A 19,502-nucleotide genomic window follows, 5' to 3' on the forward strand; every position below is an offset into this window, starting at 1 on the left:
CAGGCGCCCCCACCGCCGGATGTCGCGCCGGGCAACCAGCAAATCACCCCTGGCGCGACAGGTCGACCACGACCCGCCCCCGAACCTTGCCCTGAAGCAGATCGCCGGCGACGGGGATCGCCTCTTCCAGCGAGATACTGCGGGTGATCGCCTCCAGCCGCTCGGGCGGCAGCAGCTCGCCCAGGCGCCGCCACGCCTCGACGCGATCGTCGTAGGGGCGCATCACGCTGTCGATGCCGGCCAGGGTAACGCCACGCAGGATGAAGGGGGCCACGCTAGCGGGCAGGTCCATGCCCTGGGCCAGGCCGCAGGCCGTCACCGTGCCGCCATAGCGGGTGCTGGCGCAGACATTGGCCAGGGTATGGCTGCCGGCGGCATCGACGGCCCCCGCCCAGCGCTCCTTGGCCAGCGGCCGGCCGGGTTCGGACAGTGTGCTTCGGTCGATGACCTCGCTGGCACCCAGTTCCTCGAGATAGGCCCGCTCCTCGAGGCGCCCCGTCGAGGCGACCACCGTGTAGCCCAGCCTCGCCAGCAGGCTGATGGCGACACTGCCCACCCCGCCGCTGGCGCCGGTTACCAGCACCTCGCCCTTGTCCGGCGTCACGCCATGGCGCTCCAGCGCCATCACCGACAGCATCGCCGTGTAGCCGGCAGTGCCGATGGCCATGGCCTGCTGCGCGGTGAAAGCAGACGGCTGCGGAATCAGCCAGTCGCTCGAGAGGCGCGCCTTCTCGGCCAGGCCGCCCCAATGACCCTCACCCACGCCCCAGCCGTTGAGCAGCACGCGATCGCCCTCGCGGTAGCGCTCACTGGAGGAGTGTTCGACGGTACCGGCCAGGTCGATGCCCGGCACCATCGGGAACTTGCGCACTACCGGCCCCTTGCCGGTGATGGCCAGGGCGTCCTTGTAGTTCAGGGTGCTGGCGTCGACGGCGACAGTGACGTCGCCTTCTGGCAGCTGTGACTCATCCAGTTGCTTCACCGCGACGTGCTGCTGCCCGTCGTCGTCTTTCTCGATCAGAATGGCGTTGAACATGATGGTTCTCCTTTTTTAGACCGATCGTCTACCAAAAAACCTGAGAAACCGCCGCGGCGCGAGGCGACCGCCTCAACTCAGCGCGGCAATCCCTGCAGGTAGGTCGTGATGAAGGTGTCCAGCGGGTCGACTCGGCCCGCCAGGCGTGCGCGCATCACCGCGCCTTCCCAGCCGATCCAGAACGCCTCGGCCAGGGTGTCGCAATCCGCGTCGGCGGCCAGTTCGCCCACCGACTGCGCCTCCCGCAAACAGCGCGCCAGTCGTCGCTGCCAGTCCGCCAGGGTCTCCAGCAGCCAGTCACGATAGCTCGCCGGCAGGCCGGGAGCCTCCTGGCCGAGGTTGCCCACCAGGCAGCCCCGGCGGAAGTCGTGCTTGGCCATGCCCGCCTTGGCGTCCTCGACGAAGGCCGCCAGGCGCGCCAAGGGGGTCAAGGTGGTGTCGAGCAGGTGGCGATCCAGCTTGCCGGCGAAATAGGCGCCGTAGTGCGCCATCACGGCGCGCCCGAAGGCCTCCTTGCTATCAAAATAGTAGTAGAAGGAGCCCTTGGGCACTCCGACCCGCTTGAGGATGCCGTCGATGCCGGAGGCGGTGAAGCCCTGCTCGGTGAGCACTTCGGTGCCGGCGCGGATCAGCGCGGCGCGGGTGTCCGGGGCATCGCGCCCCAGCTTGGGCGGACGCCCACGACGGCGACGGGTTTCGGGCGATGAAGGGGTCATGCCCACCAATATAGACCGCTCGTCTATAAAATCAAGGAGCGCTGACATCCGCGCAAGCCAAGGCTCACGAGGTCACAGCAAGCGGGAGGGGGAGAGGAGAAAAGAGAGCCGGGCGTCATCGGCACGGATGACGCCTGGCTACGGTGCATGGTTCATACCGGCGGGGCGCGCCACAGGTCGGCGATATCGGGGGGAAGCTGACCCTCGACGTCCTGGCTCTCGCCGTCGCTGATCTGGTCGCGCACCGTGGCGAAGACCCGGCGCGCCAGCGACTCCGCCTGCTCGGGCGTGACATCGAGATCCGCCGCGATTCGCTCGAGGAAAGATTCCTTGTCGAACCGCTGCGGCGCCTCCTGCTTGCCGTGGCGGCAATGGGTCAACAGCTCCTGCAGCTTCTCGGGTAGCTGGGCTTCCAGGTCTCGCGATTCCTGGGGCTGGATGCGGCTCTCCAAGGTACATAGCACCGCGACGGCCGCGCACTCCGCCTCGTCCTGGCGCAGATCACCGGGCAGGCAGAGATCGTTGATGAAGGTCTTGTAGGTGGTCTCGAGATGCCCTTCGTGGTGCTGCTCGCGCGCGCTCTGAAGGTCTTCATCGGACTTACCGTGGTGGCCCATGGCGGCATCCTCCTCGGTGATCGGTCGTTGAACACGATATGGAAAGCGTAGCAAGGCATCGTCGCAGCGGTCGGGCCGCTGGAGGCGCCTCTCTCCACGCCGAGGGTGTCAGGCGTGGCCCTTCTCCCCCGCCACCACGTCCTCGGTGCGCAATGTGAAATCGCTGGCGTCATGGCGCTCGTGAAGCTGCATCTCCGGCTCGCCGAAGGTGCGGTTGACCATGCGCCCACGCTGCACCGCCTCGCGGGCGTCGATCTCTCGGGCCCAGCGCTGCACGTTCTGGTACTCCTGCACCTGGAGGAACTCGCCGGCGCCGTAGAGCCGGTCCAGCGCCAGCTGGCCGTACCAGGGCCAGCTGGCGATATCGGCGATGGTGTAGGTGTCGCCCGCCAGGTAGCGCGTTTGTGCCAGGCGGCGGTCGAGCACGTCGAGCTGGCGCTTGGTCTCCATGGCGTAGCGGTCGATGGGGTACTCAAGCTTCTCCGGCGCATAGGCGTAGAAGTGGCCGAAGCCGCCACCCAGGAAAGGCGCGCTGCCCATCTGCCAGAACAGCCAGTTGAGGGCCTCCGTGCGACCGGCCGGATCCGCCGGCAGGAACTCGCCGAACTTCTCCGCCAGATAGAGCAGGATCGCTCCCGACTCGAAGACTCGAATCGGCTCAGACGAACTGCGATCGACCATCGCCGGGATCTTGGAGTTGGGATTGATCTCGACGAAGCCGCTGCCGAACTGGTCGCCCTCGCCGATGCGAATCAGCCAGGCATCGTACTCGGCGCCCGTGTGGCCACGTGCCAGCAACTCCTCGAACATTACCGTGGCCTTGACGCCATTGGGCGTGCCCATGGAGTAGAGCTGGAAGGGGTGCTTGCCCACCGGCAGCGCCTTCTCGTGGGTGGGCCCGGCCACCGGCCGATTGATACTGGAAAATGTTCCGCCGCTGGCTCTTTCCCATGTCCACACTCTGGGGGGAACGTAGGCGTTTTCCTGGCTCATGCAACCTCCTGGATACAAATGACGTGACCTTCGCCCGACGCCGGCACCTCACGGACGCCCACCGGACGAGAGAGGGGTTACCCTGACGATAATCCCTGCAGCCTACGCTGTGAACCTGCTGCCCCTTCCGACTCACCCGCCGCATACTTCCAGTCACCGCGGCCTAAGCCTTCAGACCGGACCGCAGCATGCCTTGAACTTGCGCCCGCTGCCGCAGGGGCAGGGGGCATTGCGGCCGGGCTTGAGTCGATGGACGGCGGAGTCGCCATCGAGATACCACCACTGTCCGTCCTCGTGCACGAAGCGCGAGTGTTCCTCAAGCAGCGCCCAGCGCCCGCCCTCGCGAAAGGTGGCGCGAAAATGCACGCGGCCACGATCGCCCTCCTCCCCGCTATCGAGTACCTCGAGGCGTTTCCACTCGGTGGCGTCATCCGCCGGCAGTTGTGCCGGGCGGGTGCTTGGGTGCCAGGTGGCCAGAAGATAGTCGGTAAGGCCCAGGGCGAAGGCGCTGTAGCGCGAGCGCATCAGCGCCTCCGGTGTCGGCGCCGGCTCGCCGACGTGATGGCGGCCGCAACATTGGGCCAGCAGCCGGCCACTGCCGCAGGGACAGGCGGTGGGAGAGATAAGGGGTTTCACCAGGCGATCCCATTCAGGCCACGAAGGACCCCAGTGTACCCTGTTTGAGATGTGTCTCTCCCTTGACTAGGGTGACAAGCACACAAGCGAGGAGGTGCCCATGAAACCGCAACCCAGCGTGACCTCTCTGCTCTGCCTTTCCCTCTTCGGCGCCATCCCCCTGGCCTTTGCGCTCCAGGCCCAGGCCGAGAAGCCCGCCACGCGTCCCCTGGATGACTGGAACTACCAGCCCCTCTACGAAACCGGCGGCATCCGGGCCACTTCGCTGCTGGAGGCCCAGGCAGTCGGCGCAGACGGCGACCCCGTCGGCACGGTCGAGAATGCCATCCTCGACAGCGAGAACCAGATCGTGACCCTGATCGCCGAGGTCGGCGGAATGTGGGACAGCGGCGACCGCCACGTCTCCATTCCCTGGGACGAGGTGGCACTGACCCGCGAGGGCGTGCGCGTGCCGGTGCACCAGGACAACGTCGAGGAGTACGACCTCTTCGACGACGCCTATGTCGACGATGCCTACCTCTTCAAGGGCGGCACGCAGCGCGTCACCGAAGTGGAAGGCGATGTCATGACCGGGCCGCGCATCTGGAAGCTCACCGATCTGATCGATGACTTTGCCAGCCTCGACCGGGAGACGGGCCTGGGCTACATCACGGATGCGCTCTTGACCCGAAACGGCGTGATGCAGGCGGTCATCGTCAAGTCTGCCGATCCCGAGTGGGGCCCGGGGCCCTACGCCTATCCCTTCTACAGCCACCCAGATGACTGGAACCCCGGCGCCATGCACTACGAGCTGCCCTATTCCCGTCAGGATCTCAGGCAGCTGCCGCCCTTCGACTTCGCGCAATACCCCAGCCTCTGGGACTGACCGCGCCGGCCGGGGCGGTGCATGGGCTGCTCAACCACACCCGCCGGCTGCACCTGGTCAGCATCGACCCCGGTCAAGCGCAGGAAGTCCCGCTCTACTGGCACACCTGGCGGCACAGCGGCCGACTGATCGAGCGGCTGACGGCGCATTGAGTGGGGTGATACTGCGCTGATTACCGGGCTTGTCGCTACTGCGGGGCTTGGTGTCAGGCTGTTGCCTCGAAGGCCGGATGGAAGGCCACCTCGCCTCGGGGGCGTATGTCGCTCCAACTCAGCGCCATGAAGTATTCCGGCGGTACGCCGGGCAGGATGAGCCCCGGCAAAGAACGGAAGCCAAAGCGCTGGTAGTACCCGGACTCGCCCACCAGCACACAGCCCCGGGCGCCACGCTCCCGTAGATATGCCAGGCACTCTTTCATCAGCGCAGAGCCGATGCCCCTGCCCTGCCAAGCCGGCAGTACCGATACCGGCCCCAGCCCGGACCACTCCGGCGTGCCGTCCGAATGAGGGTTTGTCCCCGATTGCTGATCCTGCGCAGGCAGGCAGCCCTGCGCCTGTTCGAACTCGGGCTGAATGGTGCCAGGCACACCCCTCGTTGTACAAAACCCATAACCTGAACTACACTCTGTATAAGTAAGACGCAACTATCCGCCAAAAGCAGGTTGTCTGCGTCATCACTTCGCGAAATGCCAAGGAGATGCTATGTCCAGCCAAGAGCACAAGATGAAGATATGGAACCTCATCAAGGACATGAAAATCGGCATGCTCGCCACTCGGCATGACAACGACCTGCGTGCCCGGCCCATGTATCTGGTGCAGGACGACTACGATGGAACACTCTGGTTCTTCACCGACCTGGACGCGGAGAAGGTGTTTGAGCTCGAGGAAGATAATGACGTATGCGTCAGCTTTGCCGACCCCCACGAGCACATCTATGTCTCGATGACGGGAGTGGGCCGCGTCATTCGGGACACGACGCTCATCGAGTCGCTCTGGAACCCCTTTGTTGCCGAGTGGTTCCCGCAAGGCAAGGACTCACCGAACGTCGGCCTGCTGGAAATCAAGGTCACCAAGGGGGAGCACTGGGACATGGACACCAGCAGGATGGTGAGCGCCTACCGCCAGACCCAAGGCGCGGCAGGAGAAGTGCCCACCCAAGGCGAGCATGAAAAGTTTGGCACCACCCAATAAGCGCCGACTCGGGTAAATGAGAGGCTTCCCCAATTACCCTCTACCATCGATCAGCCAAGCCGGGTATTGCCGTGGACATCGATGGGGAACCCCGGGTTGTGAGCCACCTCCCAGAGGTGGCCATCGGGGTCGGCGAAATAGCCGGAGTACCCACCCCACGCCGCGAGGCTGGCCGGCTTGACGACCCGCCCGCCGGCGCGTGTCAATACCGATTAGAACTGTCCGCTTTCTACCGATCTAAGATGTCCGGTCATTACCGGTGGATGGCCAGTCCGATCAGCTCTCGGCCTCGGCTGTCTCCTCGTGGTGGTCATCGGTGGGTTGTGTCTCCATCTGAGGGCGCTGGTTGAGAAGGCCGGCCTTGCGCTTCTCCTTCAGCCGGTAGCTCTCGCCCTTGATGTTGATGGTGGTCGAGTGGTGCAGCAGCCGGTCGAGGATCGCCGTCGCCAGTACCGGATCGCCAAACACGTCGCCCCAGTCGGTGAAGGACTTGTTGGAGGTCAGGATCAGGCTGGCTTTCTCGTAACGCCGAGAGACCAGGCGGAAGAACAGATTGGCCTCGTCCCGGGAGAGCGGTAGATAGCCAATCTCGTCCAGAATCAGCACCTTGGGGTAGCTGAGTTGGGCCAGGATGCGCTCCAGCCGGTTTTCTTCTCGGGCCTTGCGCAGCCGGCTCATCAGCTGGTCCACGGTCATGAACAGCACCCGGTGGCCGCTCTCGATGGCCTTCATTCCCAGCGCCACGGCCAAGTGCGTTTTTCCGACACCCGGCGGGCCCAGCAGCACGATGTTCTCGGCCCGTTCGACGAAGGCCAGCCCACTGAGCTGGCGGACCACCTTTCGGTCAATCGAGGGCTGGAAGTCGAAATCGAGCTGCTCCAGCGTTTTTAGCCACGGCAGGCGAGCCTGCTTGATTCGTGAGTCGATACCACGCCGGTGACGCCCGGCCCACTCGCACTGCAGCGCCTCGGAAAGAAACTCGCGGTAGTCGAGCTCCCGGCTCGCCGCCTGCTCACAGACCGTCTCCAGCTGGTCGGCCAGATGATCGAACTTGAGCTGTTGCAGCAGCTGTTCCAGGGTCATGACGCCACCTCCTCGTAGATATCCAGGCCGCGCTGCTCGACCTGCAGCGCCTCCCGCCACAGGCGGCGATGGTGGTCGGCCTGCCGCTGCCAGCCTGCATCCGGCAGGGCCAGCAGGTGCTCGGCGACGATGCGCTCCTGGGCGTCGATGACCTGCAGCTCGTCCTGCAAGGTAACGCGGATCCGCACGGACTGGCCGCACAGGGTGTCGGGCACGCTGTAGCGGTTGCCGCGCACTTCGACGTAGCCATCCCAGGCCACCAGCCGGTGGTCGAGGTAGGCGGTATCGAAACGCTGCCGTGGCAGCTCTGTCAGCGTCGGCTGCTCATCGCACTGAAAGCGCTCACGGACGATCTCGCCATGCGTACGGTGCCGGTGCCGGCGCCGGTTGGCCTCCTCGTCCAGCCACTGTTCCAGCTGATGGTTGAGGTCCGCGAAGGACCGGAATGACCGGTGGCCAGCGAAGAAGTAATCCTTCAGGTAACCGACCATGCGCTCGGTCTTGCCCTTGGTTCGGGCCCGATACGGCCGGCAGGCACGCGGCTGGAAGCCGTAGTGGCCCGCCAGGTCGAGGAAGCGCGGATTGAAGACCACACGGCCGTTCTCGCGCTTCAGGACCGCGGCCTTCTGGTTGTCGACCAGCACTTCGGCCGGGGCGCCGCTGAATGCCTCGAAGGCCCTGACCAGGCTCTCGTAGGTGTGCTCGGCATCTTGGGCCGGCGCGGCGTAGACGTGCATTTGCCGCGAGTAACCGAGCACGTTGACGGCGATGTTGACGCGGGTGGGCTGGCCATCGAGATCCACCATCAGCTCGCCCCAGTCATGTTGCAGTTGGTAGCCGGGGCGCGTCTCGAAGCGCACCGTGGCTTTTGACGGCTGCAGCGAGCGCTTGGGGCGGATGTAGTCGCAGAGGATCGAATAGCCGCCCTCATACCCGCTGCGGCGCAGCTCGGTGAAGATCACCTGGGCGTTCCAGACACCTTGCGCGAGCAAGGCATCGACCTGCGGCTTGAACGGGTCCAGCTTGCTGCGCCGGGCGCCTGGTCGGCGCCGAGAGGGCGCACTACCGCGCTGAAGAGCGCGACGCACGGTGCGGGGATGGATGCCAAGTTCAGCGGCGATGTCCTTGAGGTATGCCCCCTGTTGAGCCTTGTGCCTTATCATGAGGAAGTCCTCCTGCTTGAGCATCGGGTACCTCCTGATCGTTCTGCTTCCCAACCAGAAGGTACCCTGCTTGAGTGGTGGGACACCTTATTTCGGTACTCAGGGGACTTTTAGCATCGGTACTGACAGCGCGCTCGGCCTTACGCTCTGTGGGGTAACGCACGTTGATCACCTCTCAATCCGTTTAGGTGACAACTACGTTGACGCATAGGGCTGCCCGCGCCCCCCACGCCGGCATCACGAACCAGGGCGGCGCGCGGATAAAGCGACAGGATCAGCCCGTTGAGCTGGAAGAACACCACCTCGTCATTCACTGCCATGCCCGCCTGCCAGCGCAGTCCCTCATAGAAGCGCCGCGCCCGCGCCAGATCGCCGACGCCTAGGGTGATCAGACTTACGCGCTGTTCCACCGCGATTCCCTCCCGGCCTTTACCCTATCAATCACCATAGCGGGCAGACGAGATTCAGGGCCAAGGGATCAGCAAATTCAGCCTATGCGACGGTGGCTTTTTCGAGCCAAGAATGAGGGCCTTTCCCCGATTCACGATTCAACGTGGTCGTCCACGTATGCCCCGTCACAGACCTGGCCAGTTCGCGCAGGTTGTAGCCTTCGCAACAGCCGGCGTGGAGTCAGCACGGCGCGGCCGAAGGCATCGGCGATCAGCTGGTAGCGACCCGACTCAAGGAAATGACGGCATGCGGCCACCGTCTCCTTACTGTTGCCGGAATTCTAGAGCACTATGCTGCACAGGCAGCAGGTGCACATATCCTTAGTGGGCGATATCGAAGCCATGGCTGGCCGAACATCGTCAGATGCCGTCCTGCAGGCTGACCAAGGCCTTGAAGGAAATATTATCAGAAGCCCATAGAATTAAGAAGCAGAAGAAAAAGCCTTAAATTTCTTCAACACATCCGAACTTTTTCTTACCTTATACTTACGGCCTCTTATGTCTTGAACAAGAAGCTTTTCCGGAAACCTATAATCGCCACTACTAACCTCAACCACCAAATCCTGAACTTCCCCACGCTCAACAACAAACCTTTCAAAATACTCTGCTTCTTTGAGAATCTTACTCGTATTTTCCATTGAAAAAAGGTCTGCAAAATAAGATAACGGATCTTCTAAATTATTAATAGTCACCATTTCTCCAACGCCTTCAGGCTCTGCAATAACCTCAGAATACTCCTTACCCTCAACCACCTTTATCAAATTTGTTATAACAACAGGCCTCCGCCCCTGATTCAAAACCTTTAAAGTTATGAAAGGAGGACCAAGAGTGTCGCGGCTGAAGGAGTGAAATCGCATCTCTACCCAAGACACAACCCTTGCCCTATCATTATAAAAAACAAAAAAAGATATAAAAAAACTTAGAACCGAAACAACAAGAGCTAACAGTGATATATAAAACATAAGCAACCATTAAAAATGGGAGCATCTTCCGACACTCCCGTTACGAAAAAAATAACTTGTTAACTTTCCTTATTCCCACTCGATGGTGGCGGGAGGCTTGCTGCTGACGTCGTAGGTCACGCGGGAGACCCCGGTGATCTCGTTGATGATGCGGTTGGAGACCTTCTCCAGCAGCTCATAGGGCAGGTGCGCCCAGCGGGCGGTCATGAAGTCGATGGTCTCCACGGCGCGCAGGGCGATGACCCATTCGTAGCGGCGGGCGTCGCCCACCACGCCGACGGAGCGCACCGGCAGGAAGACGGCGAAGGCCTGGCTGGTCTTGTGGTACCAGCCGGCGTTGTGCAGCTCCTCGATGAAGATGGCGTCGGCCTCACGCAGGATGTCGGCATACTCCTTCTTCACCTCGCCGAGGATGCGCACGCCCAGGCCCGGCCCCGGGAAGGGGTGGCGGTAGACCATGTCGTAGGGCAAGCCGAGCTCGACGCCGAGCTTGCGCACCTCGTCCTTGAACAGCTCACGCAGCGGCTCGACGAGCGTGAGCTTCATGGTCTCGGGCAGGCCGCCGACGTTGTGGTGCGACTTGATCACATGCGCCTTGCCGGTCTTACTGGCGGCGGACTCGATCACGTCCGGGTAGATGGTGCCCTGGGCGAGGAAGTCCACGCCCTCGATCTTGGCAGCTTCCTCGTCGAACACCTCGATGAAGGTGTTGCCGATGATCTTGCGCTTGGCCTCGGGGTCGGCCTCGCCTTCAAGCTTGGAGAGAAACAGCGGCTCGGCGTTGACGCGGATCACCTTCACGCCCATGTGGCGGGCAAAGGTCTCCATCACCTGCTCGCCCTCGTCCTTGCGCAGCAGGCCGTTGTCGACGAACACGCAGGTCAGCTGGTCGCCGATCGCCTTATGCAGCAGCGCCGCCACCACCGAGGAGTCCACACCGCCGGAGAGGCCGAGCAGCACGTGGCGATCACCGACCTGCTCGCGCACGCGCTCGATCTGGTCCTCGATGATCTGGGCCGGGGTCCACAGGCGCTCGGCGCCGCAGATCTCCAGCACGAAGTGCTCGAGGATACGCAGGCCCTGCAGGGTGTGGGTCACCTCGGGGTGGAACTGCACGCCATAGAAGCGCTTCTCCTCCCAGGCCATGGCGGCGATGGGGCAGCTCGGGGTGGAAGCGGTGACGGTGAAGGCGTCCGGCACCCGAGAGACCTTGTCGCCGTGGCTCATCCACACATCGAGCAGGTTGCGCCCGGTCTCGTGGTCGATGTGATCCGAGATGTTGCGGAACAGCGCGGTCTCTTCGTCGATGCGGATCTGCGCGTAGCCGAACTCGTGAACCTTCGAGCCCTCCACGGCGCCGCCGAGCTGATCTGCCATGGTCTGCATGCCGTAGCAGATGCCCAGCACCGGCAGATCCATCTCGAACACGCACTGCGGTGCGCGGGGCGAGTCCAGTTCGGTGACGGATTCCGGACCGCCGGCGAGGATGATGCCGTTGGGCGCGTACTCGCGAATCTCGGCCTCGGTGATATCGAAGGCGCGCACCTCGGAGTAGACGCCGATCTCGCGCACCCGCCGGGCAATCAGCTGGGTGTACTGGGAGCCGAAGTCGAGGATCAGGATCTTGTGGGCGTGAATGTCGGTCATCTGGCCTTTCCTTTGAGAGACGAACGGCCCGGAAACACGAAAGCTGGAAGCGGCGCGGCCACTTCCAGCTTCAAGCTTCCGGCGTCAAGCGTGGTTCAACCCGCGCGGTAGTTCGGGGCTTCCTTGGTGATCTGCACGTCGTGCACGTGGGACTCGTTGAAGCCGGCCCCGGTGATCTGCACGAACTGCGGCTTGGTGCGCATCTCCTGGATGTCGCGGCAGCCGGTGTAGCCCATGGAGGCGCGTAGGCCGCCCATCAGCTGGTGGACGATGGCGCTCATCATGCCCTTGTAGGGCACCCGGCCTTCGATGCCCTCCGGCACCAGCTTCTCGGCGCCCTCGCTCTTGTCCTGGAAGTAGCGGTCGGCGCTGCCCTGGGTCTGGGACATGGCGCCCATCGAGCCCATGCCGCGGTAGGCCTTGTAGGTGCGGCCCTGGAAGAGCTCAATCTCGCCCGGCGACTCCTCGGTACCGGCCAGCAGTCCACCGGCCATCACCGTGCTGGCACCGGCCGCCACGGCCTTGGCCAGGTCGCCGGAGAAACGCACGCCGCCGTCGGCCACCAGCGGGATGTCGTAGGGCTCCAGCGCCGCGGCGACATTGGAGACGGCGGTGATCTGCGGCACGCCCACGCCGGCCACCACGCGGGTAGTGCAGATGGAGCCGGGGCCGATGCCCACCTTGACGGCATCGGCACCCGCTTCCGCGAGCGCTTTCGCCGCGTCGGCGGTGGCGATGTTGCCGCCGATCACCTGGATCTGCGGGAAGTGCTCCTTCACCCAGCGCACCCGCTCGATCACGCCCTTGGAGTGGCCGTGGGCGGTATCGACCACCACCACGTCGACACCGGCCTCGGCCAGCGCCGCCACGCGGTCAGGGGTCTCGGGGCCGGTGCCCACAGCGGCACCGACCAGCAGGCGGCCATCGGCGTCCTTGGCCGCCAGGGGAAAGGTGCGAGCCTTCTCGATGTCCTGGAAGGTCACCAGGCCGCGCAGGCGGAAGTCGTCATCCACCACCAGCATCTTCTCGATACGGTGTTCCTGCATCTTGCCCTTGATGATCTCGAGGCTGGTGCCCACCGGCACGGTGACGAGCTTCTCGCCGGGGGTCATGATGTCGGCCACGCTGTCGCCGTGGTTGGGCTGGAAGCGCATGTCGCGCTGAGTCACCAGGCCCACCAGGGTCTCACCCTCCACCACCGGGAAGCCGGAAAAACCGTGCTCGTCGGCCATCGCCAGCAGGTCCGCCAGCTTGGCCTTGGGCCCCACGGTGACGGGATCCTTGACGATCACGCTCTCGTGCTTCTTGACCTTGCGCACCTCGGCCGCCTGGTGAGCGATGGTCATGCTCTTGTGGATGATGCCGATGCCGCCTTCCTGGGCCATGGCGATGGCCAGTCGCGCTTCGGTGACGGTATCCATGGCGGCGGAGACGAGCGGGATGTTCAGGAAGAGGTCGCGGGTCAGGCGGGTCCTGAGGCTGACGTCGTTGGGCAGAACGTCGGAATACCCGGGCAGGAGTAATACGTCATCGAACGTAAGAGCTTCTTGGGCCATACGTAGCATATGCGGCAACACCCAGTGAACTGGTGGGAGGGAGTGAAGTTAATCCCCCATTATAGCGACCCGAGCCGGGGGCCGGCAATCGAAGTGGCGGCCCCTCTGCCCGCTATCCGGGGGCAGTGCCACCGGGGCAGCAGCGCATGGTAGGGTATCCGCCTTCACTCGCCAGCGATGACCGTGCCATGCCCCACCCCGAGGATGCCCCGCTTTCCGTCAGCGAGCTCAACCGCCGCGCCCGTCAGGCGCTGGAGCAGGATGTCGGCGAGGTGTGGGTGGAAGGCGAGCTCTCCGGCGTGTCACGGCCGGGCTCGGGGCATATCTACTTCACCCTCAAGGATGATCGGGCCCAGCTGCGCTGCGCGCTGTTCCGCACCCGGGCGCGCTTTGTCGCTGCGCCGATGCGCGACGGCGACCGGGTCAAGGTGCGCGGCCAGGTGTCGCTGTTCGAGCCCCGCGGCGACTATCAGCTGATCGTCGAGGCGGTGCAGGCGGCCGGCGTGGGCGAGCTGCTGGCGGCCTTCGAGCGGCTCAAGACCCGCCTCGACACCGAAGGCGTGTTCGCCAATGCGCGTCCCCTGCCCTATCCGCCTCGCCACCTGCTGGTGCTCACCTCGCCCACCGGGGCGGCCATCCGCGACGTGCTGGCGGTGCTCGCGGCGCGTTGGCCGCTTAGCCAGGTAACGCTGATCCCGGTGCCGGTGCAGGGGCGCGAGGCCGCCCCGGCGCTGATCTCGGCGCTGGGCCTGCTCAATCGCCAGCCGGCGCTGGACCCGACCCGCGACGCCATCCTGATTACCCGCGGCGGCGGCAGCCTGGAGGATCTCTGGGCCTTCAATGACGAGCACCTGGCGCGCGCGATCTTCCACTCGCGGCTGCCGGTAATGTCGGCGGTCGGTCACGAGGTGGATGTCACCCTGGCCGACTTCGCCGCCGACGTGCGGGCGCCCACCCCCTCGGCCGCCGCCGAGCAGCTGGTCCCCGACCGCCGTGAGCGATACCACCGCATCGAAGGGCTGGCCGAGCGGCTCCGCCGGGGGCAACATGCCCAGCTCGAGACCGAGGCCCAGCGCCTCGACCACCTGCGCGCCCGGCTGCGCCACCCCGGCGAGGTGCTGGCCGCGCGTCGCAAGCAGCTGGCGCAGCTGGAGGGACGTCTGCAGCAGGCCATGCGAACCAGGCTCGTCAGTGAGCGGCGCAGCGCGCACCACCTGCGACAGCGCCTCAGCCTGCGCTCGCCGGAGCGGCTGCTGGAACAGGCCGGGCAGCGACTCATGCGCGCCCGCGGACGGCTGCACCAGGCCATGCCGCGGGCTTTGGCCCGCCATCGCGAACGGCTGGGTGGGCTGGCGCGCGAACTGCAGGCCGTCAGCCCGCTGGCGGTGCTGGGACGCGGCTACGCGATCCTCGAGGACACGCAGGGCCGCGTGGTGCGCCGGGCGGCGGACACCGCCCCCGGTCAACGCCTTACCGCACGCCTGGGCGAGGGCCGCCTCGACCTGACGGTGACCCGCGCGGATGCCTGCGACACTAGAACCGATGACGGAAAGCCATCGGAGTGATAGGTTTTGGAATATAGTTATTCGAAATAATACTATTTAGACTTGTGCCAACGATGTCCTTGACGCCGACCGGCCAATGCCTAACCGTCAAGGGACCCGAGTACTCCCCGTGCCCGACCGCTGGTCGCTCGGGGACACAACCCCCACCAACCAGGGAGTAACACCATGTCACTGCGCATCAATGACGTTGTACCCGACTTCGAGGCCGATACCAGCCAAGGCCCGATCCGCTTCCACGAGTGGATTGGCGACAGCTGGGCGATCCTGTTCTCCCACCCCAAGGACTTCACCCCGGTCTGCACCACCGAGTTCGGTGCCGTGGCCAAGCTCAACGATGAGTGGAACAAGCGTGGCACCAAGGTGATCGGCGTCTCGGTGGACGGCGTCGAGGATCACAAGAAGTGGATCAATGACATCTCCAGCTTCGCCAGCTGCGATGTCGGCTTCCCGATCATTGCCGACCAGGACCTCAAGGTCGCCAAGCTGTTCGACATGCTGCCGGCCGATGCCTACCTGCCGGATGGCCGCACACCGGCCGACAGCGCTACCGTGCGCTCGGTGTTCATCATTGGCCCGGACAAGCAGCTCAAGCTGTCGATGACCTATCCGATGAACGTCGGCCGCAACTTCGCCGAGGTGCTGCGCGCCCTGGATGCCCTGCAGACCGCCAACGGCAAGGGTGTGGCCACGCCGGCCGACTGGAACACTGGCGAGGACGTGATCATCCCGCCGACGGTCTCCGACGAGGACGCCAAGGCCAAGTTCGGCGAGTACGAGACCATCTTCCCCTACCTGCGCCGGGCCAAGCTGCCCAAGTAACAACGCGAATCAGCTCGCGTGACCAGGACCCCCTGCCTCGGCAGGGGGTCTTGCGTTGGCAGGGGGTCTTGCGTTGGCAGGGGGTCTTGCGTTGGCAGGGAGCTTGCGTTGGCGAGGTGGCGACGGCGATGCGGCGCCTATCAGTGATGCTCAGGCTGGCGGGCGGACGGCTTGAAGGCGCCGGGCTCGAGCTGATGGCGGGCCAGTAGCTTGTAGAAGTCGGTGCGGTTGCGCCCGGCGATGCGCGCTGCCTGGGTAACGTTGCCCTCGGTGATCTTGAGCACCTTGACCAGGTAGCTGCGCTCGAAGCCGGCGCGGGCATCGTTGAAGGTCGGCAAGGCGTTGTCCTCCACCGCCAGCGCCTGGGCCACCAGCCCCTCGGGAATCATCGGCGAGGTGGTCAGCGCCACGCACTGCTCCACCACGTTGACCAGCTGGCGCACGTTGCCCGGCCAGGCCGAGGCGGCCAGCAGGTTGAGCGCTTCCGGTGAGAAGCCCTTGACGAAGGGCTTGTGCCGGGCGGCGGCCTGAGCGACCAGATGCTTGGCCAGCAGTGGTACATCCTCGGCGCGCTCCTTGAGCGGCGGCAGTCGCAGGTTCACCACGTTGAGGCGGTAGTAGAGGTCCTCGCGAAACTCCCCCTCGCGCATGGCGCGGTCCAGGTCGCGGTGGGTGGCCGAGATGATGCGCACATCGACCGGCACCGAGGTGGTGGAGCCCAGCGGGCGGATATGGCGCTCCTGCAGGGCGCGCAGCAGCTTGACCTGCAGCGTCAACGGCATGTCGCCGATCTCGTCGAGGAACAGGGTGCCGCCGTCGGCCGCCTGGAAGAGGCCGCGGTGCTCGCTCACCGCGCCGGTGAAGGCGCCACGGGCATGGCCGAACAGCTCGCTCTCCAGCAGCTGCTCGGGCAGCGCGCCGCAGTTGATCGCCACGAAGGGCTTGTCGGCCCGCGGGCTGGCCTTGTGAATGGCGCCGGCCAGCAGCTCCTTGCCCGACCCCGACGCGCCGGTGATCAGCACGCTGACGTCGGAGGCGGCCACCATGCGGGCCTGCTCGAGGACGCGCTCCATCTCGGGGCTACGGGTGATGATCGCCTCGCGCCAGTGCTCATTGCCCTCGCTGCCCGACGTGGAGCGCTGGGCCAGGGCGTCATCGATGGCGGAGAAGAGCTCGTCACGATCCACCGGCTTGGTGAGGAAGCCGAATACCCCCTGGCGGGTGGCGCTCACGGCATCGGGGATCGAGCCATGGGCGGTGAGCAGGATCACTGGCAGGCCCGGCATCCGGCGCTGAAGCTCCTGAAACAGCGCCAGGCCATCCATCTCGTCCATGCGCAGATCCGACAGCACCAGGTCGGGACGCGCCACGTCCAGCCGCTTGAGGGCCTCACGGCCGCTCTCTGCGGTGGTAACACGATAGCCGCGGCTCTCGAGCCGCATGCCCAGCAGCTTCAACAGGCTGACATCGTCATCCACCAGCAGGATGTGAGCGCCGGGTCCACCGGCAGTGGGCAGGCGTCCGGTCTGCTTCATGTCGTCTCTCCCGGTTCATTCATTCTGCTGACGCAGGTTGATGCTCTGTTCGATCTCGGTGAGCTGCTCGAGCTTCTCGGTCATGCTCTCGAGCTCCTCGCTGAGGGCCTCGTTCTCCTCCGTGGCGGCGCGGTGTTCGGCCCGGCTCTCGGCCAACTGGCCGGCCAGGCGACGACGCCCCTCCAGCTCATTGAGCCAGTAGCGCAGCAACGGCTGCAGCTCGGGGGGCGCGGCGTGCAGATCGGCCTTATAGAGCGCCGCAGCACGATCCCACTGCCGCTCACTGCCCCAGGCGAGCAGGACGGCCCGCGCCAGGCGACGCTCGGGCCTCTCGCCGCCGAGGCGTGTGAGGGTCGCCTCTCGCCACACCCGGTCACCGCGTTGTGAGGCCAGGCCGAAGGCCACCCAGTCGTCGAGCAGGCAGGGCACGTTGTCGAAATCCGGCAGCTCGGCATGGCAGGTCGTCGCCCCGCCGGAAGCGCCCTCGAGGGGAGACTGACCCGAGAGGGACTGCAGTCGCTCGGGCAGGTACTGGCAGCCGGCGAGCAAGGCCATGGCCAGGCAAAGAAGCCAGGGACGCGCGTTCATGGGGTGTCGTTCCTCGCATGGGCGCCCGCCAGGGCGGGCGCTGGATGTTCGTGGTCCGCGTCGTGGTCCGCCTGGGGGGTCGTGACCTGGTGCGGCAGGGTCAGGCGAAAGCACACCGCCAGTCGGTCATTGTCCACCAGCGCCAGGCGGCCGTGCTGAAGCCGGGCACAGTCGGCAGCCACCGACAGGCCGATGCCGGAGCCCTTGAGTGGCCCCTTGCGGCGAACACTGCCCTGGAAGAAGGCCTCGAAGAGCCGAGCGCGATCCTGTTCGGCGATCGGTTCGCCGCTGTTGGCCACGTCGATCACCAGGCGATCGCGGTAGCGTCGGGCGCGGATCTCCAGATCACCGCCGTCCTCGCCGTAGGCGACGGCATTGGAGATCAGGTTGTCGAGTATGCGGGCCGTGGCGGTGCGATCGAGCGCCCAGGTCAGCGGACCGTCGAAGCAGCTGACGCGCATCTGCTTGTTATCGAGGGCCAGGCGGTGCTTGGCCAGCACTTCCTTGGCCACGGTGGCCACATCCAGCCGCTCGATGTCCAGCTGACGGTTGTGCTGGAGCAGGTTGTAGTCGATCAGCTGCTCGATCAGCTGCTGCAACTCATGCCCGCTGGCATCGATCAGCTCGAGGATCTCGCGCTGGCGCGGGGTGACCTCACCGGCCACCCCATCGGCGAGCAGCGACGAGCCCTCGCGAACGCTGGCCAGTGGCGTCTTGAGCTCGTGGGACATGTGGCGCAGGAACTGCTGCTTCTGGGCCTCCAGTTCATCGAGCCGCGAGGCCAGCCAGTCCAGCCGCTCGTCGAGGGCGACCAGTTCCGCCGGCCCCTTGAGGGGCCGGAGCTTGCGCCCCGTGTCGCCGCCCACGCTGCCGATCCCCAGGATGCGCCGTTCGAGCTGGCGGATCGGGTGGATGATCAGTCGGGTGAACAGCAGCATCAGTACCAGGCTCGCCGAGACCAGTGCCGCGGTCTGCCACCACAGACGCACCCGAACGGCCTCGGCGCGAGTGCGGATGCCTTCTATGCGCTCGTCGATGCGCTGATTGGTCGCGCGACGCATCGCCTCGGTGTGCTGGGCGAATGACTGGAAGTCGGAGAGCCGGGCGGTGAAGGCCTCGAGCGGCAGGTTGGGCAACTCGGCGAGTTCGTCGAGTTCCGCTTCCAACGCCGCCACGTCAGGATCATCGGGCAGCAATTCGCGCTGCTGGGACAACAGCGCCCTGTACTCCTCAAGACGCTCGTCGAAGATCTCCAGCAGGCTCTCCTGCTCGACCACGGCATACTGGCGGGCGCTGCGCTCCATCTCCAGCGCCAGCGCCCCCAGCGAGCGGGCGCGACGCGTTTCCTCCACCGCCTGGCGGGCACTGACGTCGGCCAGGCGCGACAGTTCGGAAAGGGCCTGGCCGGCCTGGATCATCAATACGGCCAGCGGCAGCATCACTACCAGAAAGGCCAGCAGCACCAGCTGCAACAGCGAGCGCGGCCGCCAGCGACGCGTAACGGCAGAGGTCATGAACAGCGTTCTTTGCAGGAGGGTAACGGAAACCACCACGTCCACTCCCAAGGATATCAGAGTTCAGGCGATCACCCCGCGGCCAATCGGCGCCGACCCGCGGGAAAGGGCTGCGAGAAAAAAAAGGCCGGCAGAGCCGGCCCAATACGCAGGGAACTGAAGGGTCTGGGCATTCGATCAAGCGACGACCTGGTCCGTCTGTTGCCCGAATGTCCATGGGCCGGAAAGGCCCCGAAGCCATGAAGTGCCATCTGCCACCAGGGGCTGGTCATCCTCATGCGGGTGGCAAGCCACCACGTGGCGCGCCGCCCTGCTCCGTTCCTGGCACCACCGCCTCGACGTTGGCCGATGGCGATGCTGCGCGATTCGATCCCCCTGAGCGGGGGAGAGGCATCCATGCCAGGGCATCCTTGCCCTCTCGATACCGATCCTTGCCTCTCGGCGGTACCGTCTCATCGCAACCTGGTGTTACACATCGCTTTGAGCAGACACTGGCCGCATCGGTCAGCGGGCGCACAGGGCAGTGATGGCCCGCCTCCCTCGGCGACCGGAAAACGGTTTCGAACCG

At 65.2% G+C, this 19,502-nt stretch carries 21 protein-coding genes; 5 read left to right on the plus strand and 16 right to left on the minus strand.

Going from position 1 to position 19,502, the window contains the following annotated elements; genetic code table 11:
- Positions 1–43: 43 nt before the first annotated feature.
- The 5 genes from acuI to FHR95_RS06405 form a co-directional block, all read right to left on the minus strand.
- On the minus strand, positions 44–1,036 hold the full coding sequence (gene acuI, locus FHR95_RS06385) for an acrylyl-CoA reductase (NADPH) (protein WP_183313799.1): 993 nt from the start codon (positions 1,034–1,036) through the stop codon (positions 44–46).
- A 77-nt stretch (positions 1,037–1,113) separates the two neighbouring features.
- Positions 1,114–1,752 carry an acrylate utilization transcriptional regulator AcuR gene (acuR, locus tag FHR95_RS06390; protein WP_183313800.1) on the minus strand — a complete coding sequence of 213 codons (639 nt, stop codon included), beginning with the start codon at positions 1,750–1,752 and terminating at the stop codon, positions 1,114–1,116.
- Between the two features lie 152 nt (positions 1,753–1,904).
- The gene (locus FHR95_RS06395) at positions 1,905–2,369 is read right to left on the minus strand and encodes a DUF2267 domain-containing protein (RefSeq protein WP_183313801.1); all 465 of its coding nucleotides are present in this window, start codon (positions 2,367–2,369) and stop codon (positions 1,905–1,907) included.
- A gap of 108 nt (positions 2,370–2,477) precedes the next feature.
- Positions 2,478–3,362: a glutathione-dependent disulfide-bond oxidoreductase gene (gene yghU, locus FHR95_RS06400; protein ID WP_183313802.1), complete on the minus strand. Its 885-nt coding sequence runs from the start codon at positions 3,360–3,362 to the stop codon at positions 2,478–2,480.
- Between the two features lie 171 nt (positions 3,363–3,533).
- On the minus strand, positions 3,534–4,001 hold the full coding sequence (locus FHR95_RS06405; RefSeq protein WP_221199248.1) for a YchJ family protein: 468 nt from the start codon (positions 3,999–4,001) through the stop codon (positions 3,534–3,536).
- A gap of 97 nt (positions 4,002–4,098) precedes the next feature.
- Between FHR95_RS06405 and FHR95_RS06410 the strand changes: the two genes are divergently transcribed.
- Together FHR95_RS06410 and FHR95_RS17275 are read left to right on the plus strand one after the other, a co-directional pair.
- A complete protein-coding gene (locus FHR95_RS06410; RefSeq protein ID WP_183313803.1) occupies positions 4,099–4,863 on the plus strand; it encodes a PRC-barrel domain-containing protein in 765 nt (254 codons plus the stop codon).
- A gap of 17 nt (positions 4,864–4,880) precedes the next feature.
- Positions 4,881–5,015, plus strand: a complete 135-nt coding sequence (locus FHR95_RS17275; RefSeq protein ID WP_281380746.1) for a hypothetical protein — start codon at positions 4,881–4,883, stop codon at positions 5,013–5,015.
- Positions 5,016–5,068: 53 nt separating this feature from the next.
- Here FHR95_RS17275 and FHR95_RS06415 read toward each other — a convergent pair whose 3' ends face one another.
- A complete protein-coding gene (locus FHR95_RS06415; protein ID WP_343065192.1) occupies positions 5,069–5,449 on the minus strand; it encodes a GNAT family N-acetyltransferase in 381 nt (126 codons plus the stop codon).
- A gap of 115 nt (positions 5,450–5,564) precedes the next feature.
- Here FHR95_RS06415 and FHR95_RS06420 point away from each other — a divergent pair, with 115 nt between their 5' ends.
- Positions 5,565–6,053: a pyridoxamine 5'-phosphate oxidase family protein gene (locus tag FHR95_RS06420; RefSeq protein ID WP_183313805.1), complete on the plus strand. Its 489-nt coding sequence runs from the start codon at positions 5,565–5,567 to the stop codon at positions 6,051–6,053.
- A 50-nt stretch (positions 6,054–6,103) separates the two neighbouring features.
- On the opposite strand, the gene FHR95_RS06425 is transcribed toward FHR95_RS06420, so the two are convergent.
- The 7 genes from FHR95_RS06425 to guaB form a co-directional block, all read right to left on the minus strand.
- Positions 6,104–6,259, minus strand: a complete 156-nt coding sequence (locus FHR95_RS06425; RefSeq protein WP_425485270.1) for a VOC family protein — start codon at positions 6,257–6,259, stop codon at positions 6,104–6,106.
- A 70-nt stretch (positions 6,260–6,329) separates the two neighbouring features.
- The gene (gene istB / locus FHR95_RS06430; RefSeq protein ID WP_183313806.1) at positions 6,330–7,136 is read right to left on the minus strand and encodes an IS21-like element helper ATPase IstB; all 807 of its coding nucleotides are present in this window, start codon (positions 7,134–7,136) and stop codon (positions 6,330–6,332) included.
- Entirely contained in the window at positions 7,133–8,323 is a 1,191-nt protein-coding gene (istA, locus tag FHR95_RS06435) for an IS21 family transposase (protein ID WP_183313807.1), read from the minus strand. The genes istB and istA overlap by 4 nt, the downstream gene beginning before the upstream one ends.
- Positions 8,324–8,439: 116 nt before the next feature.
- Entirely contained in the window at positions 8,440–8,709 is a 270-nt protein-coding gene (locus tag FHR95_RS06440; RefSeq protein ID WP_183313808.1) for a VOC family protein, read from the minus strand.
- Between the two features lie 461 nt (positions 8,710–9,170).
- Positions 9,171–9,605, minus strand: a complete 435-nt coding sequence (locus tag FHR95_RS06445; RefSeq protein ID WP_183313809.1) for a hypothetical protein — start codon at positions 9,603–9,605, stop codon at positions 9,171–9,173.
- Positions 9,606–9,779: 174 nt separating this feature from the next.
- Complete coding sequence (gene guaA / locus FHR95_RS06450) at positions 9,780–11,357, minus strand: glutamine-hydrolyzing GMP synthase (protein WP_183313810.1); 1,578 nt, start codon at positions 11,355–11,357, stop codon at positions 9,780–9,782.
- Positions 11,358–11,452: 95 nt separating this feature from the next.
- Positions 11,453–12,922 carry an IMP dehydrogenase gene (gene guaB, locus FHR95_RS06455; RefSeq protein WP_183313811.1) on the minus strand — a complete coding sequence of 490 codons (1,470 nt, stop codon included), beginning with the start codon at positions 12,920–12,922 and terminating at the stop codon, positions 11,453–11,455.
- Positions 12,923–13,101: 179 nt separating this feature from the next.
- On the opposite strand from guaB, the gene xseA reads away from it, so the two are divergent.
- Complete coding sequence (xseA, locus tag FHR95_RS06460) at positions 13,102–14,478, plus strand: exodeoxyribonuclease VII large subunit (protein ID WP_183313812.1); 1,377 nt, start codon at positions 13,102–13,104, stop codon at positions 14,476–14,478.
- A 165-nt stretch (positions 14,479–14,643) separates the two neighbouring features.
- Positions 14,644–15,297, plus strand: coding sequence for a peroxiredoxin (locus tag FHR95_RS06465; protein WP_040185224.1), 654 nt, complete (start codon positions 14,644–14,646; stop codon positions 15,295–15,297).
- 140 nt (positions 15,298–15,437) lie between these two features.
- On the opposite strand, the gene glrR is transcribed toward FHR95_RS06465, so the two are convergent.
- Genes glrR through FHR95_RS06480 form a run of 3 tightly spaced genes read right to left on the minus strand, consistent with a single transcriptional unit; the run spans position 15,438 to position 18,934 of the window.
- The gene (glrR, locus tag FHR95_RS06470) at positions 15,438–16,832 is read right to left on the minus strand and encodes a two-component system response regulator GlrR (protein ID WP_183313813.1); all 1,395 of its coding nucleotides are present in this window, start codon (positions 16,830–16,832) and stop codon (positions 15,438–15,440) included.
- A gap of 15 nt (positions 16,833–16,847) precedes the next feature.
- A complete protein-coding gene (locus FHR95_RS06475) occupies positions 16,848–17,420 on the minus strand; it encodes a hypothetical protein (protein WP_183313814.1) in 573 nt (190 codons plus the stop codon).
- Positions 17,417–18,934 carry a sensor histidine kinase gene (locus tag FHR95_RS06480; protein ID WP_183313815.1) on the minus strand — a complete coding sequence of 506 codons (1,518 nt, stop codon included), beginning with the start codon at positions 18,932–18,934 and terminating at the stop codon, positions 17,417–17,419. The genes FHR95_RS06475 and FHR95_RS06480 overlap by 4 nt, the downstream gene beginning before the upstream one ends.
- Positions 18,935–19,502 lie beyond the last annotated feature (568 nt).

The organism is Halomonas fontilapidosi, from assembly GCF_014192285.1.
Lineage (GTDB): Bacteria > Pseudomonadota > Gammaproteobacteria > Pseudomonadales > Halomonadaceae > Halomonas > Halomonas fontilapidosi.

Excerpts from the sequence above, each read along its gene's own strand:
- acuI (WP_183313799.1), bottom strand. The coding sequence starts at position 1,036 with ATGTTCAACGCCATTCTGATCGAGAAAGACGACGACGGGCAGCAGCAC.
- acuR (WP_183313800.1), bottom strand. The coding sequence starts at position 1,752 with ATGACCCCTTCATCGCCCGAAACCCGTCGCCGTCGTGGGCGTCCGCCC.
- FHR95_RS06395 (WP_183313801.1), bottom strand. The coding sequence starts at position 2,369 with ATGGGCCACCACGGTAAGTCCGATGAAGACCTTCAGAGCGCGCGCGAG.
- yghU (WP_183313802.1), bottom strand. The coding sequence starts at position 3,362 with ATGAGCCAGGAAAACGCCTACGTTCCCCCCAGAGTGTGGACATGGGAA.
- FHR95_RS06410 (WP_183313803.1), top strand. The coding sequence starts at position 4,099 with ATGAAACCGCAACCCAGCGTGACCTCTCTGCTCTGCCTTTCCCTCTTC.
- FHR95_RS06420 (WP_183313805.1), top strand. The coding sequence starts at position 5,565 with ATGTCCAGCCAAGAGCACAAGATGAAGATATGGAACCTCATCAAGGAC.
- istB (WP_183313806.1), bottom strand. The coding sequence starts at position 7,136 with ATGACCCTGGAACAGCTGCTGCAACAGCTCAAGTTCGATCATCTGGCC.
- istA (WP_183313807.1), bottom strand. The coding sequence starts at position 8,323 with ATGCTCAAGCAGGAGGACTTCCTCATGATAAGGCACAAGGCTCAACAG.
- FHR95_RS06445 (WP_183313809.1), bottom strand. The coding sequence starts at position 9,605 with ATGCGATTTCACTCCTTCAGCCGCGACACTCTTGGTCCTCCTTTCATA.
- guaA (WP_183313810.1), bottom strand. The coding sequence starts at position 11,357 with ATGACCGACATTCACGCCCACAAGATCCTGATCCTCGACTTCGGCTCC.
- guaB (WP_183313811.1), bottom strand. The coding sequence starts at position 12,922 with ATGCTACGTATGGCCCAAGAAGCTCTTACGTTCGATGACGTATTACTC.
- xseA (WP_183313812.1), top strand. The coding sequence starts at position 13,102 with ATGCCCCACCCCGAGGATGCCCCGCTTTCCGTCAGCGAGCTCAACCGC.
- FHR95_RS06465 (WP_040185224.1), top strand. The coding sequence starts at position 14,644 with ATGTCACTGCGCATCAATGACGTTGTACCCGACTTCGAGGCCGATACC.
- glrR (WP_183313813.1), bottom strand. The coding sequence starts at position 16,832 with ATGAAGCAGACCGGACGCCTGCCCACTGCCGGTGGACCCGGCGCTCAC.
- FHR95_RS06475 (WP_183313814.1), bottom strand. The coding sequence starts at position 17,420 with ATGAACGCGCGTCCCTGGCTTCTTTGCCTGGCCATGGCCTTGCTCGCC.
- FHR95_RS06480 (WP_183313815.1), bottom strand. The coding sequence starts at position 18,934 with ATGACCTCTGCCGTTACGCGTCGCTGGCGGCCGCGCTCGCTGTTGCAG.